At 36.2% G+C, this 15376-nt stretch carries 8 protein-coding genes; 2 read left to right on the top strand and 6 right to left on the bottom strand.

What is annotated here, in order from left to right:
* Positions 1-328: 328 nt before the first annotated feature.
* Complete coding sequence (locus AC07N0_RS06975) at positions 329-1969, top strand: M28 family metallopeptidase (RefSeq protein ID WP_494588622.1); 1641 nt, start codon at positions 329-331, stop codon at positions 1967-1969.
* A 211-nt stretch (positions 1970-2180) separates the two neighbouring features.
* Here the strand turns inward: AC07N0_RS06975 and AC07N0_RS06970 are convergent, their stop codons facing one another.
* Complete coding sequence (locus tag AC07N0_RS06970) at positions 2181-3170, bottom strand: sterol desaturase family protein (protein WP_494588621.1); 990 nt, start codon at positions 3168-3170, stop codon at positions 2181-2183.
* Positions 3171-3544: 374 nt separating this feature from the next.
* Here AC07N0_RS06970 and AC07N0_RS06965 point away from each other — a divergent pair, with 374 nt between their 5' ends.
* Complete coding sequence (locus AC07N0_RS06965; protein ID WP_494588620.1) at positions 3545-4777, top strand: alkaline phosphatase family protein; 1233 nt, start codon at positions 3545-3547, stop codon at positions 4775-4777.
* Between the two features lie 4 nt (positions 4778-4781).
* Here AC07N0_RS06965 and AC07N0_RS06960 read toward each other — a convergent pair whose 3' ends face one another.
* The 5 genes from AC07N0_RS06960 to AC07N0_RS06940 all read right to left on the bottom strand — a co-directional run bounded on the left by AC07N0_RS06960 (position 4782) and on the right by AC07N0_RS06940 (position 15332).
* Complete coding sequence (locus tag AC07N0_RS06960; RefSeq protein WP_494588619.1) at positions 4782-8147, bottom strand: VCBS repeat-containing protein; 3366 nt, start codon at positions 8145-8147, stop codon at positions 4782-4784.
* Between the two features lie 110 nt (positions 8148-8257).
* Positions 8258-9850: a RagB/SusD family nutrient uptake outer membrane protein gene (locus AC07N0_RS06955; RefSeq protein WP_494588618.1), complete on the bottom strand. Its 1593-nt coding sequence runs from the start codon at positions 9848-9850 to the stop codon at positions 8258-8260.
* 59 nt (positions 9851-9909) lie between these two features.
* Entirely contained in the window at positions 9910-13221 is a 3312-nt protein-coding gene (locus AC07N0_RS06950) for a TonB-dependent receptor (protein WP_494588617.1), read from the bottom strand.
* A gap of 199 nt (positions 13222-13420) precedes the next feature.
* A complete protein-coding gene (locus AC07N0_RS06945; RefSeq protein ID WP_492801756.1) occupies positions 13421-14539 on the bottom strand; it encodes a FecR family protein in 1119 nt (372 codons plus the stop codon).
* A gap of 199 nt (positions 14540-14738) precedes the next feature.
* Positions 14739-15332, bottom strand: coding sequence for an RNA polymerase sigma factor (locus AC07N0_RS06940; RefSeq protein ID WP_492801754.1), 594 nt, complete (start codon positions 15330-15332; stop codon positions 14739-14741).
* Between the last annotated feature and the right edge of the window lie 44 nt (positions 15333-15376).

Genomic DNA, 15376 nt, shown 5'->3' with positions numbered 1-15376 from the left:
ATCAAAGCATAACAACCTCACCCCCAACCCATCTCCTTCAGAGAGGGGAGCTTTAAGACCCAGAGTTTGCTCCCCTTCTCTGAAGGAGAAGGGGTTGGGGATGAGGTTTGAAGGATAATTTAAGCCCCTTTTAACCCATTTTATCAATAATCACATCTTGATTTCAACTTTTATAAAGATGTGGGTAATCAGTGGAACTTAAGTCGCCAGCTAATAGAAAGGTTTGAGCTTTCATCATCATCTTAAACTAAACAACTTTAAATCAATCATTCATCGATTATCAATCACTAAATCACTCATCCAGTAAATCACTCAATAATTCATCAACATGAAAAAAAACTTAATAACAGGGATTTCCCTTCTATTTTTATCTGTACAATCTTTAATGTTTGGACAATCCATACCCAAACAAGCCCTTCAAGCGATTAACCCTGATGCTATTAAAGCCACGATGACCTATCTAGCTGATGATTTATTGGAAGGTCGTCAACCCGGAACAAAAGGTTTTGCTTTGGCATCAAAGTATATCGAAACAGAATTTATGGCTTTGGGATTGAAGCCTGTCATCAATGGCAATTCATATATTCAAAAAGTACCGCTTAGAAAAGGCATAGTGAATGACAAAGCAAGTGGGTTGAGTTTAGTTATCAATGGGAAAGAAGAAACGTTGGATTATGGCAAACACTTTATTGCTAGTCCAAATTTCATCAACGAAGCCTCTGAGATTGAAGCCCCTTTAGTTTTTGTTGGCTTTGGGGTACACGCACCCGAAATGAATTATGACGATTATCAAAACATTGATGTAAAAGGCAAAATCGTAGTGATACTCAATGGCGCTCCAGAAACTTTTGCCTCTAACGAAAGAGCATACTTCAGCAACAATACCGTTAAATCTAATGAAGCTATCAAGCGTGGTGCTGTCGGTATTATTTCATTTAATCTTCCTACCGACAAAAGAACTACTTGGGATGCTACTGTTCGTCGTGCTAAACAAGGGTCTTTTAAATGGTTGGATGCCAACAATATAGCCAAAGATGGTTTCCCTGAATTAAAAGGCGTAATCTTTTATAATACTGAACATGCTGAAAAGCTATTTAGTAGTACAGCCAAAAAAATGGACGAAATTTATAGCAATGCAAAAGCAGGAAAAGTACAATCTTTCCCTTTGAATGTTAGTGCTAAAATCAAAGTAAAAACGGCTTATCAATTTGTACAAGGCTCAAATCTGGTAGGACTTATTGAAGGAAGCGATCCTAAACTGAAGGACGAATATGTAGTGTATGCCGCCCACCTTGACCATTTTGGTATTGGTGCTCCTGTAAAAAATGATTCTATTTATAATGGTGCGCATGATAATGCTTCTGGTGTTTCAATCCTCTTAGAAATTGCCTATGCGTATCGTTCTTTACCCAAAGCACCCAAGCGTTCTATTATTATTACGGTGGTAACTGGAGAAGAATATGGTTTGTTGGGTTCTGATTATTTTGCCACAAATGCGCCGATAAAAGATGGCAAAATTGTAGCGAACCTAGCCATAGATATGCCTTTTTTCTTCCATCCTGTTTTAGACGTGGTACCTTATGGAGCACAACATTCAAGTCTTTCAAAACAAGTTGCCCAAGCAACAAAAATTCTCAACTTAAAGGTTAGCCCCGACCCATTTCCAGAACAAGTAGTTTTTGTAAGAAGCGACCATTTTAGCTTTATCAAAAAGGGTATTCCTGCCTTATTTATCAAAAGTGGTTTTATGACAGTACCAACGGATACAATTGACAGAAGTAAATCGGATGTGGCATGGAGAACTACCACGTATCATACCCCACAAGACGATATGAGTCAGCCTTTCGACTTCCAAGCTGCCGCTACTCACGTAAAACTAAATTTCTTGATTGGCTATTTTGTTGCCAACGATAGCGTTGCTCCTACTTGGAACAAAGGAGATTTCTTTGGTGGGAAGTTTGGGAAATAGCTTTAAGCAGTGAGCTATGAGCTTTGAGTTTTATTTAAGCATAGCTTTTCAGAGTCATTTGGGTTTTGGAAAGCTATGCTTGTTTTAGGTAAATTTTCTTACCCACGCTTCTCGAAGTATTATAAATCAGTCTGAGACTGATTATTATTTGTTGTTTCATGTCTAAAGACATGAAACAACAGGCAAAAGCTTATAGCTCACTGCTCGAAACTCAAAGCTTAACACTATCAAAATACTCCTTCTTCACAATCTTCGCTGTTTTATGATTGCCTGAATGATGCCATCCTGGAGGCATAACAATATACAAAACCTTAGCTTTTAGGCTAGGTGCTTGATAAACATCTTTCAGTAATAAAGTAATTTCTCCGAAATAGGCATCTAAAAAATCACCTGATTTCATTGGTCTGCTAATACCATATTCTATTTCTTCCTCTTGCTTTTCATCTTGTAACGTGCCAAAAGCTTTGTCCCAAATATTGAGTAAATTACAAAAGTTGGTATCCATATACATAGGATTTTTGGCATGATGTACTCTGTGATGTGAAGGTGTAAGGATGATTTTATTCAAAAAACCCAAACGGCCATCATGCATAATATTCTCTCCGACATGGATAAAAGCACCCCATGTACCATCTATAAACATGATGAGAAATAGCAAAGGAGGATTGACACCCAATAAAATACAGATAGTTGTGCGGATAATATCAGCATAAGGAGCCTCCAGAAAAAAGTGTGTATAAGTAACCGATAAATTCATGTATTCTGGTGCGTGATGCGTAGAATGCAGACACCAGAAAAGGCGAACTTTATGACCTAAAAAATGATAGATAAAATGGGCAAACTCCCACACTATATAACCATAAATAAACCAATACCAAGTAAATTCAGACTTAAATACGGCATAGGGTTCAAACAAAGCAATACACAACCCAACCATGCCAATCGAGATAAAGCGAGAGATAAACCGATTGAAAACATAGGTAAAAAAGGAGATTTTGTATTGATGAAAAGTAAGTCGACGATAGAATAAAGCACGAATAATTTCAATGAATAGCAATACGGGAATCAAGGGACCTAAAGCTTTGCCAATACCATTCTGAGTAAGCAATGCTTGATAATTACCAGATTTTATAATTTCGATAAGCCCATTGAAACTAAAAAAGCCGACGACTTCTTGATAAAGTGTTTCTAAAAATTCCATAGATAAGTTAATGAGTGAATTGTGAATGAGTGATTTAGTGATTATTTGTTGATAAGCTATCGTCTATTCATGCCATGAGTATTTTTAGTTTTTTATCTCATCAATAAAAGCGAAAATATAAATACCGTTAATAAATACTCTACTGATTTGTAGGGATTTGTTTATTGAGGGAATGAGTGATTGAAGATTTAGTGATTTTAAATTGAATAAAGCAAAGCTATTCTAAAATCCGAAATCTGATTGCCGACAGCTAAAACCTCACAGCTTATTAACAATTAAATAAAACAGATAATGATAGAGTTTTGAGGAAGAAAATGGAATTTTGTGTAATGATAACTTTGACTTCATTAATAAAGAGACAACTAATAAACACAATGAAAAGCCTTCAAATCCTTTTTACTTTCCTTATTTTTTCTTCAACTGTTTTTGCACAAAAAACTGCTAAAAAGGTAGTTTTTATGATAGTAGACGGCATTCCTGCTGATGCAATTGAAAAAGCAGAGATGCCCAATTTGAAGGAAATTAGTGCTATCGGAGCATATAAAAGAGCCTATGTGGGTGGTGAAAAAGGGCAATATTCGCAAACGCCTACTATTTCGGCAGTGGGTTATAATAGTTTGCTGACAAGTACTTGGGTGAATAAACACAATGTTTGGGGTAATGATATTAAAAAGCCTAATTATCATTATTGGAATATTTTTAGACTATTGAAAAGTCAGTACCCAGCCAAAAAAATAGGCGTATTTTCTACTTGGCTAGATAACAGAACCAAACTTATTGGCGAATCTTTAGCCGATGCAGGTAACATCAAAATGGATTTTGTCGCTGATGGTTATGAACTAGATACCCTTACTTATCCACACGATAAACAAAGTGAATATATTCATAAAATCGACGAAAAAGTAAGCGATGAAGCCGCTAAAACCATCAAGGAAAATGCTCCAGACCTTTCGTGGGTATATTTAGAATATTCCGATGATATGGGACATAAATATGGTGACAGCGAGCAATTTACAAAAGCATTAGGCTATGTAGATAATCAAATCGGCAAAGTATGGGAAGCTATTGAATATAGAAAGAAGAACTTCAAAGAAGATTGGTTAATTGTGATTACTACTGACCATGGAAGAGATGCAAAAACAGGCAAAAGTCATGGAGGTCAATCAGACAGAGAACGTACTACATGGATAGCAACGAATACACCAAAACTGAACAATTATTTTCAGGAGAATCAGCCTGCCATTGTGGATATTTTGCCTACGATGGCTCGTTTTATGGGTTTAGAAATTCCAAAAGAAAATCTGGTAGAAATGGATGGTGTGGCTTTAATTAATCCAATTTCGGTAGCCAACCCAAATGCTATTTTAGCGAATGATAGTTTACAAATTAGTTGGAAAGCTTTAGAGAAAAAAGGCGAAGTAAAAATCTGGCTGAGCACTAGTAATCACTTTGAAGAAGGAGGAAAAGATATTTATGAATTAATTGATACTGTACCTACAACGAAAGAATCTTTAAAAATTGATGTTAGTACAAAAAAATCGTCCATCTACAAAATATTGATTGAAGGACGATATAATACTGTAAATCGCTGGGTATTGGTGAAGTAAGTTCTTACTTCACCAACTTTTTTAAAACTCCTAGCTTTCCTCTATTCCGAGTGAAAATCATGTTTTTTGATTGATTGGCTGATTTAACCATCATCATATCTCTGACATCACCACTAACATTCAATCCAGAAGTTTGATAAGGAACTGAGGTGAATTTTCCATGACCATTGCCTAGCAAAACAGAACCTATTGAGGCATCATTCCTACCTAATTGAACACGCCAAGGATAAAAATTACCAGCTACTATAATGTCTTTATTTCCATCATGATTAAAATCATCTATCATGATGCTTGTCACCAAAGAAGCCTGAGCACCTAAAGGCAAGGTTCTTGCTACAAATTTTCCATTACCTGCATTTTCAAAATAAGTCGTACTAAGGGTATTAATCTTTAATGTTTTAGCATCCTTGAGTTGCTCGGGAGATAATAATTTCTCTAAAGTTGCCTCCGCATATTCTTTATACTTCAAGAATTTCTTACGAACGGAAGGCATTTGATTAGCCAACTCATCAAGAGAAGCCAAAGGATAACTTTTTCCTTGAATATAATAGCAAATCAGTGGTTCAGTAGTGCCATTTTGGTCAAAATCGCCATAACAGAGGTTCAACGGTTCTTTTTCAGAGGCTTTGAATTGAGTATTCTGTCCTAAATTTCCAGCTACAATATCCAAATCTCCATCATTATCCATATCTTCTATGCTTAGTTTTGCCCAGAAACCATTGGTTTTTTCTAATCCATACTTTGCAGTAGCATTTACTAATTGTCCTTTATGGTTTTCATAGATCGTAATGGGCATAAATTCTCCTGCAATAATTAAATCTAACCAACCATCATGATTCATATCTGCCCACGAAGCAGTATTCACTATTCCTGGTTGTCTTAATGTTTGCTCTTTTTGTTCAGATGCATACTGAAATTTAATATTTCCATTTTTGCTTTCGTTCTTCAACAAATAACAATAGTCAGCCTCTGGAAAACTATTTGGCATAGAGCGTCCTCCTACAAAAATATCTATATCACCATCTTTATCATAATCTGCCACCGCTACACAGCTACCATTACTTGTCAAATCTGGCAATGCTTTTTCAGCTTTAGTGAAAATGCCTTTGCCATTGTTGAGATACAATTGGTCTTGGTACACTTCATGGTGGGCATCGAATTCTGTTCCTCCTCTTGCAATAAATAAATCCAAATCTCCATCACCATCAGCATCCAAAAAGCTCATACCCATATCTTTAGCTAACGTCTGTTTTGCCCAAGGTTGAGATACACTTCGTTGAAAGCCTCCACTATCATTTTGAAGATATAACTCCCCTGAATGCACTTGGTTTCCTCCTACAAAAACATCCTCTAAACCATCGCCATTTACATCTCCCTTTGCTAAAAATGGTCCTTGTTTTGAAATTTGGTAAGGTAAGAGTGATTGATGTTTGAAATCAACATAAGGCGTTTCTTGATGCGTATATGAAAAACCTGCGGAGGTTGAATTATCCGCAAACCAAAAGGTAGGTTTCTGAGTTTTTTCGCTATGAATACTAGCCGTATTGCTATGAATAGTGATAGCTGTATCGACCTTAATATTATTCAGTTGCGTTTTTTCCCCATTAGCCCAATATATTTCTATGGATTTTATAGTCGCATCATTTCCTAATCCAAAATGTAATGATGGCTCAACACTGCTCTGAAAGCCATGTGAAGGATACATTTCTTGCATCTGTGATGAGTGAGCTGTTTTAAGAATTACTTTTGCCCCTAATGCAAAATGATTCCCTCCGCTATCTCTTAATTGCAGTTTAATGTAATGATTGGTTGAAACTTGTCTGCTACGATTCTCATAAACCATGGCGGGTGAATTGCTGTTGCTGACAACCAAATCTAAGTCTCCATCATTATCTAAATCTGCATAGGCGGCACCCGTACTAATAGAAGGTTCAGCCAAACCCCATTTTGCTGTTATATTTTGAAAAATCAAGCCTTCTTTACTGTTTCTATTCAAAAAACAATAATTGCTAGTTTTGGTACTTGGCATCTTTTTAATCAACTCCCAAGTATTAAGTTTTTGCCCCAGTACTTTGGCTTTATTTACCTCTTCTTGATAGGTATATTTCAAAAAATCCATATTAGTGAAATCTCGTAGATAGCCATTGGTGATGTATAAGTCTTTGTTACCATCATTATCTAAATCACACACTAGCGGGCTCCAACTCCAATCGGTATTAGACATCCCTGCCTGTTGCCCTATTTCACTGAATTGTGGAATACCTTCAGTATTGTTGCCAATATTCATCTGCAACATATTGCGCATATTCTGATGGTGAAAACCACTATCTACCAATAATTGATAGGTGTCGTATTCATCGGGTCCTTTTAATAGTTTCTGCCTGCGATTATCCTCTGGAAGCATATCCAATGTCACAATATCAGCATTTTGGTCATTGTTAAAATCAACAATATCCGAACCCATCGAAAATTTAGAAATATGACCAATGCTTTTCTTTAATATTTCAGAGAAATGTCCATTTTTAAGGTTTAAGTATAAAAAATCTTGCTCGTTATAATCGTTGGTTACGTACAAATCTGCCCAACCATCATTGTTTACATCGCCAATGGCAACACTCAACCCAAAGTTCAAACCACTTCCATTAATTCCTGCTTCGTCGCTTATATCTGTAAAATATCCCTTGTCATTTCTGTATAACCTATTGCCAAATTTGGGATGTCTCGTTTTTCGTAGCTTTTCAGTATTGAAAAATGCATTATAAAACATATCTGCATGATTGACCATAAACATATCAAGGTCGCCGTCATGGTCCATATCAAAAAAAGCCACCTGTGTGGTAAATGTACCAACGGCATCTAAGCCATACTTTGCCGCACTTTCCACAAAAGTTGGAACACCAATCTTACTTCCAGTATTAATATACAGTTCATTTCTTCGGTCTTCGTCAGTACCCGACCCTGAGTAACAAACATAAATATCAAGCTTTCCATCGGCATTGATATCAACCATTGTCACTCCTGTTTTCCATTTCTTTCTACCAGCCACCCCTGCAATATCTGTCACGTCTTCAAACTGAAAAGCTGCTTTATCTGATTTTCCCTTGTTGAGATATAGTTTATTCGAAACCATATTTCCTGAAAAATAAACATCAGGTAGTCCATCATTATTTACATCGCCGATAGCAACCCCACCACCATTGTATAAATACTGGTATTCTAATACATTTAATTGTTCATTTTCTTGAATTTCGTTTACAAATGTTATTCCCGAATCTTCGGGTTTTACCAGATGAAACAACGTTTCGTCTGAGGACGATTTGCAGGCATAAAAAAGAAATAGTACTGACAAAAGAAATAGTCGCTGTATCATTGTGAAAAGCCAGAATATTGAAAGAGGTTATCAAGAATTAACTTTAGAGCATGTTAGTCCTTAATAACCTCTTTGATTAAATAAATTCAACTATTAAAAAATCTAAATAATTACCAACCTGCTATTTGTTTAGCCGCTGGGTTTTTATCTATTTCTGATTGTGGAATCGGTAATACATATAATTTAGACGGGAAGCTTCTTGTTTCAAAAGCGTACTTTGTATAATTAAGCGTATTACCAGTTTTAGTTATTTTCATCCCATACAAAGGCCCATTCAATAAGCTTTCAGCAATTTTCCATCTACGAATATCAAAGAATCTATGTTCTTCAAAGGCTAATTCTACTCTACGTTCATTTCTGATTTTAGCACGCATTTGTTCTTTTGAAAGTCCAGTCTCTAAATCTGGCATTCCTGCTCTTTTTCTGATAGCATTGATGGCACTATATATCGTTGCATCAGGACCAGACGCTTCGTTTTTAGCTTCTGCATAATTCAATAAAACCTCTGCATATCTTATAAAAAGCCAATCTTGGTCACTACTTTTTGTATAAATAACATATTGTTCTTCATGAAATTTACGAAGGATGTAGCCTGTCTTGGTATCTTCGGGTTTACCAGTTACATCCCCTCCGCCAGCGAATAATTCTATGACTTTCCCACGGAAAGTAGAACCATTATGTACCACTGTTGCTTCAAAACGAGGGTCAAGATTTGTATAAGGATCAGTTGGTTTATATAAAGGCGAAGTAGCTTGTGGCTTTCCATCAATCATTTCATAAGAATCTACAAAATTCTGTGTAGGCACATTACCGCCCCATCCTGCATCACTACCTCCTTTGAATGAAGGCGGTGAATTCACAACGTCAAATCCGTTATTCAATCCATAATGAACTTTATCTGGTGCTTGAAATTTCTTGGCAAATATTACTTCATTGTTGTTCTTTACAAGAAACAATGTTCTATAATCACTAAACAACGTATAGTCTGTATTAATTACTTTATTGGCAGCATCTGCCGCAGCCGCCCAACGTTCAGCATATAATAATACACGACTTTTTAGTGCATTGGCCGCCCCTGATGTTGCTCTTCCTGCCTCAATAGCTCCTTTTTTAGGAAGCATCGAAATAGCCTTATCCATGTCGCTTATGATAAAATCAACTACTTGGTCATAAGTTGCTCTTGGTAATTGAAAATTATCATTAAGGGTCAAACTTTTACTAATCAATGGTACTCCTGTTGGCTCACTACCTGTAGATTTCTGTCCGTATAATCTCAAAAGTTCATGATAAATGAATCCTCTTAAAAAATAAGTTTCTCCCATAAGTCGATTCCTAAGAGTTTCATCTTTTAGTCTACCAAGATTCTCTAAGGCAACATTTGTTTTTCTAACCAAAGCGTAATAATCACCCCACGTTTCGCCCCAAGGAGTTCCAGAAGGCAAAAAGTTACCAGATTGTAAATTGTTAGAATGCGTCCAAGGCATACACACTTCGCCATCATCTGAAACACCATCTAGTAAATAAAGTCCTTTTGCCCATCCTTCGTAGTTACGGTCAAAACCAGAAGGCATTCTACCATAAATGGCATTAACGAACTGTGTTGCTCCTTGTGGGTCAGTCCAAACTGTTTCTTCCGTAAGTGAATCTTTAGGAACTTGGTTTAAGATACCGCTATCACAACCTAATAATATTGATATGCACACCACTAGTGTACATCTAAGTAATATTGTTTTTTTAATGATTATGTTCATCTTAATGTCTTCTAAAATTTAAAGTTTACTCCTGCATTCCAGATTCTAAATTGTGGGTAATCCCACCCTCTACCACTTGCATTTTCAGGGTCATAATTTTTTATCTTCGACCACGTAGCTATATTATTGGCATTAATATAAATGCGCATCCCTTTGATAAATTTTTGCTTTAATTTCTCTACTGGAAGATTATACGCCAATTCTATATTTTTAAGACGTATATACGAGGCATCTTTCATCCAAAATGAAGATTCACTATGGTTAAGGTTACTTACATCAATTAGTACACGTGGCTCACTGGCATTAGGATTTGTTGGAGTCCATCGGTCTAAATTAGCTTTCAAAGCACCAGCCCCCACAAAGAATGGCCATGCTCCTTCTCCTGCATAATATTGATTTACATTCGTAGCTCCTTGAAATAGGAATGAAAACTCAAAGTTTTTGTATTGTACGTTACCGTTATACCCAAAAATAATTTCTGGCGTATTAGACTTCCCTATTGGTACTCTGTCTAGGTCATTTATTTTGCCATCTTTGTTGATGTCTTCAAAACGAATATCACCTGGGGCAGTCTTCCCTATTTGGGTTGGTGCATTATCAACTTCTTGTTGTGTTTGGAATAAGCCAATAGCTCTAAGACCAAATTGTGTATTAAGCGGCTGACCTGTTCTTTTGATATTTGGGTTTTCAGAATCAGCTTCATCAATGAAAATAATTTTGTTTTTCACAAAAGTGAAGTTTCCACTCATCGAATAACGTAAATCTTTGTTTACTCTATTCTTATGACCTACGGTTATTTCAATCCCTCCATTATTAACTTTTGCTAAGTTTTCAATAGGCAATCCAATACCCAAAAGACCAGGAACTGAAAGGTTTCTATCTGCTAAAATGTCACTTCTTTTATCAAAGAAATAATCAACACTTGTTGTCAATTTACCTTTCCAAAAGGTTCCATCAATACCAATATTAAGTTTTTTAACGGTTTCCCACGTTACATCTGGATTAGACAAACGACCTTCATCAATACCTGGTTGTACGCTTCCATTACCAAAAACGGCTGAGCTATTGACATAATAAGACTGTAGATAAAGGAATCTTTGGCTACCCAAACGGTCGTTTCCTAAAATACCGTAAGAACCACGAATTTTTAGGTAATCAATCGTAGAAGATTCTTTCAAGAATGACTCTTGTGATATTACATACCCTAGCGAAACTGAAGGGAAAAAGCCCCAACGTTTTCCTTTAGCAAACTGCTCTGAACCATCGGCTCTAAAGCTACCTTCAATCGTATATTTATCGTCATAAGACCAGTTAAATCTACCAACAATCCCTTGTCTGCCACTACTTCCTGAATAACCACTATTATTGCGGTTGGCGGCTGCACCAAAATTCAATTCATCTATTCCTAAATTATATCCATCTCTAGATGCCCATAATGAATTCCATGATTGTTCTGTTTGTGTATATAATAATAACCCTGATAACGCACTCAATCCAATCGTCTTTTTATAGTTCAAATGTGCTTCAAGTGTTATCGATTGGTCATCATAATTTCGTTGTTCCAACAAACTAGCGCCCTTCGCTCCTTCTACAAAAGTTCCGTCCGTGTTTCTACTATAAAATGGAATTTTAGTAAAAGTCCAGTTTTTGTCTCCCGTAAAAGTTTTGTCATAAGCAGCAATACCTTTTATTGATAAGCCCGATATAAATGGCAATTGTTGTTCTAATTCTATTCTACCTCTAAACGATTGTATTCCTGTTTTTCTATAACCATTATCTGGCAAGGTTAAATAAGACGGGCCATTAGAATACTGTCCGTTCGACCATTGTATGGGTGCTCTATTAGGTGGCGTTCCAGACATCCAACGAAATACCTCTGTTGATGCCACATTATTAGTTTTTTCATCTCTCCCAGAAATATCAAAAGATAGTTTCGTGGTACTGGTGACATTAGCATCAATATTAGTCCTGAAATTGTATCTATTGAATACGTTTGAAGGAATGATACCCTCTTGTTTTAAATAACCAAAGGAAGTAGCGTAGCGTATTTTATCCGACCCACCTGTAGCAGATAGATTGTAACTACGCATCAAAGCACTTTTTTTCAATACAGAAAACCAATCCGAATCTGGATGCGTATCAGGACTTGAATGCGTGCGGTACTTTTGTAAATCGTCTTCGGTATAAAGTGGAGATTTTCCTTCATTAGCCAAGGCTTCATTATATAATGATGCAAATTCGTATGAATTCAAGAATTGAGGATTTCTGGTTCTTTCTTGTACGCCAATGTTAGAAGAAAAATTGATTTGCATTTTTCCCTCTGCACCTCTTTTGGTAGTCACAAGAATTACACCGTTACCCGCACGAATCCCAAAAACAGCAGCACTTGCGGCATCTTTCAAGATGGAGAAAGACTGTATTTCACTAGAATTTAATTGGGCAAAGTCGCTAGAAGAACGCACAATTCCATCAATAACAAAGATTGGCGAAGCATCTCCTGTAGTACCAATCCCTCTGATATAAATATTAGAAGCATCTTTGCCCGGCTCCCCCGACCGCTGCGTAGCGATAAGCCCTGCGGTTTGTCCAACTAATGAATTACTAAGGTTTGGAGAAGGATTCTGACTTATTTCTTTGGGGGTTACGACAGATACTGCGCCAGAAATTTCACTTTTCTTTTGCGTACCATAACCCACTACTATTACTTCATCAAGATTGCCAATATCTGCCTTTAAAACTACATTCAGTGAAGATTGCTTGCCAACAACCACCTCTGTTTTCAAATATCCCACAGAAGTAAATACCAAAACGGCTTGTTCGTTCGGGATTGATAACCTAAACTTTCCGTTTGGGTCCGTAGTAGTTCCTCGGCTTGTTCCTTTTATTAAAATACTTACTCCAACAAGCGCTTCCCCCTTATCATCAGTCACAGTACCCGTTATTACCTCCTCAATTTTTTCGGACTCTTGGGTGGTACTGATTTTGTTTTCTGAGGGGACTTCGTTTTTTCTTTTTAAAAGAATTTGCTGTCCAGATACTTCATAATTAATACTTAATGGAGATAAAAAGTCAGTCAAAACCTCAGAAAGTGGTTTTCCTTCTGCATCAATTGAAACCTTTCTTTTGGATTCAATCAACTCGGGACTATACATAAAATTGATTCCTACTAACTTTTCAATTTTTTGTAAAACATCCTCTACTTCATTCTTTTTCAAATGGAGCGTCACTTTCTTGTTCAACAAATCTTGAGCTTTAGTATCATGAGCAAATGAGAAGCTCATGCACAAAACAGATAAAGCGATTTGCAGTAAACTGATTTTCATGATTTTTCGTAAAATTTGATACGATGGCAACTTTTTTTTCATACTTTTGAATAATTTGTTAGTTGGAAAGAATTGGCAAAGGAATCCCCTCATCCATTTCTGGATGTTTGTGTCGAAGCAAAGCGAAGGGGACATTCTAGGTGAATGATGCGTCAACATCGTTCACCTTTTTTATTGATTATGTAGTACTCATGTTAAATTACTTGCAAGGTTTACCAGAAATAATAATTTGTCCGTCTAAAACCTCATAACTAGCTTCTGTAATCGAACAAATCCATTTTAGTTTTTCAAAAAGAGGTTCATCACCCAGTTTTGCCGTAATGCTGCATTTAGACATTACTTCTTCGTCGTAAACAATATCCACACCATACGATTTTTCAAGGATGCTAAATACTTCTGAAATAGGGGTTGCATTAAATTCAAACTTCTGGTTTTCAATCGGTAATGTTAATATCACAGGATTATCCACAATGGCTTTCACTAACCTAATTTCCTGACGTTGGTAGATTGCCTGTTGGTTAGCCGTTAAAACCATCCCCGTTAATTCTCTATTATTTTTAAGCTGTGAAGCACTTTCATCATGCTGAGTAAAAACAGATACTTTCCCCGTTTTTACAATTACCCGAATGTCTTTATCTTTTCCAAAAGCCTTTATGGTAAAGCTTGTTCCTAGTACCTTGGTAATCAATTCATTGGCATATACAAAAAATGGACGTTCAGGATTTTTGGCTACTTCAAAAAAGGCTTCACCAACTAGATATACCTCTCTTTTGTTATTATTAAAAGCTTTCTGATAGCTCAATCGGCTATTTTTTTGTAGCACAATGGAGCTTCCATCAGGCAACTGTACTAACTTACTTTTTTCTCCATCATTAATCACCTCTACAAGTTCACTATTCGCCTTTGCATCAGAGGTTTGTTTTTGATAGAGGGCATATTCTTGTTTTGCTTCATTCTTATTCAAGAAAAACCAACTCACACCTATCAATAAGATAACAGAGGCCGCTACGGTCCAATATCTTCTCCAAAGCGGAACCACTTCGGTTATTTCTACTTCTTCTTCTGGTAAATGCTCTTGTTTTTTAGCTTCGGTGAGTGCTTTCTGAATCTGAGAGTCGATATACTGATCTTCCAAATCAACAACTTCTCCTTGAATCGACAATAAGAAATCTCGGGCATGTTCTACAAGTTCCTTTCTATCTATATCTGCTGCTATCCAAGATGTCCAGTAAGCACCATCTTGTGAATTTCTATCAAATACCCAAGTCCTGAAACTTGGATTTTCCAATAGCTCTTGAAATTCTTTATTAGTTATCATAAAATGCTTGAAATAGCTGTTCTAATGCTAACATCCCAAAAGGAGTCATCGGATACTCACAAAAAAGACAATTTTTTAATAAAATTATACAAATCTCTTTTTTGGCTTCGTATTTTACTAATTATCAAGCCTTTCGGTTTGATAAAAACCAATTTTAAAATGCTAATAAGGGAGATATAATGAGAGAGGAGGTAAAATATTAGAAAGCAAACCAGCAGAATAGCAATAACACAAGTTCCCAGTTTTCGCGAATAGTAGCCAAAGCTCTTTGAATAGTATTACTGACAGACTGTGGTTTTATTTGGAGCAATTGAGCGATTTCCTCCACCCGAAGGTCTTGGTAAAATCGAAGGTACAGGATTTCGCGTTGTCTTTCTGGCAACTGTTTTAACGAAGAAGATACTTTGCTATTGATACTATTAGAGGATTCTTCTGCGATAAAAGAGATTTCAGAAGAATCCTCTACATGAATATCGTTAAAATCATCTTCTAAAGGAACGGCCTTGAAAAGTTGTAATGTTTTGAAAAGTTGGTTTCTGAAAGCCCTTAATAAATAAAACTTTACAGATTCTACTTCATTAAGAGAAGCACGACGAACCCATAATTTTATCAACAAGTCTTGAATGGCATCTTCAATAATTTGATTGTTGGATGTAAACTTTCTGCCATAATGCACCAACGTTTTATAATATTGCTTAGATAATTGCGTAAAAGCCACTTCGTCACCTGCTCTGAAATGATTCCAGAGCAATTGTTCTTGCGATAGTTGTGTACTTTTAATGGGATTGGTCATTTTTCAAGCAATATTTACACGAAATAACCAACAATATCTAAAAA

Source organism: Arcicella sp. GW821-FHT09D11 (assembly GCF_059416265.1).
Note: the sequence above shows the minus strand (reverse complement) of the source record. Positions and strands in the feature narration are given on the sequence as shown.

Bases quoted from the DNA above. Each gene is read 5' to 3' on its own strand.
- AC07N0_RS06975 (WP_494588622.1), top strand. From the start codon at position 329: ATGAAAAAAAACTTAATAACAGGGATTTCCCTTCTATTTTTATCTGTA.
- AC07N0_RS06970 (WP_494588621.1), bottom strand. From the start codon at position 3,170: ATGGAATTTTTAGAAACACTTTATCAAGAAGTCGTCGGCTTTTTTAGT.
- AC07N0_RS06965 (WP_494588620.1), top strand. From the start codon at position 3,545: ATGAAAAGCCTTCAAATCCTTTTTACTTTCCTTATTTTTTCTTCAACT.
- AC07N0_RS06960 (WP_494588619.1), bottom strand. From the start codon at position 8,147: ATGATACAGCGACTATTTCTTTTGTCAGTACTATTTCTTTTTTATGCC.
- AC07N0_RS06950 (WP_494588617.1), bottom strand. From the start codon at position 13,221: ATGAAAATCAGTTTACTGCAAATCGCTTTATCTGTTTTGTGCATGAGC.
- AC07N0_RS06945 (WP_492801756.1), bottom strand. From the start codon at position 14,539: ATGATAACTAATAAAGAATTTCAAGAGCTATTGGAAAATCCAAGTTTC.
- AC07N0_RS06940 (WP_492801754.1), bottom strand. From the start codon at position 15,332: ATGACCAATCCCATTAAAAGTACACAACTATCGCAAGAACAATTGCTC.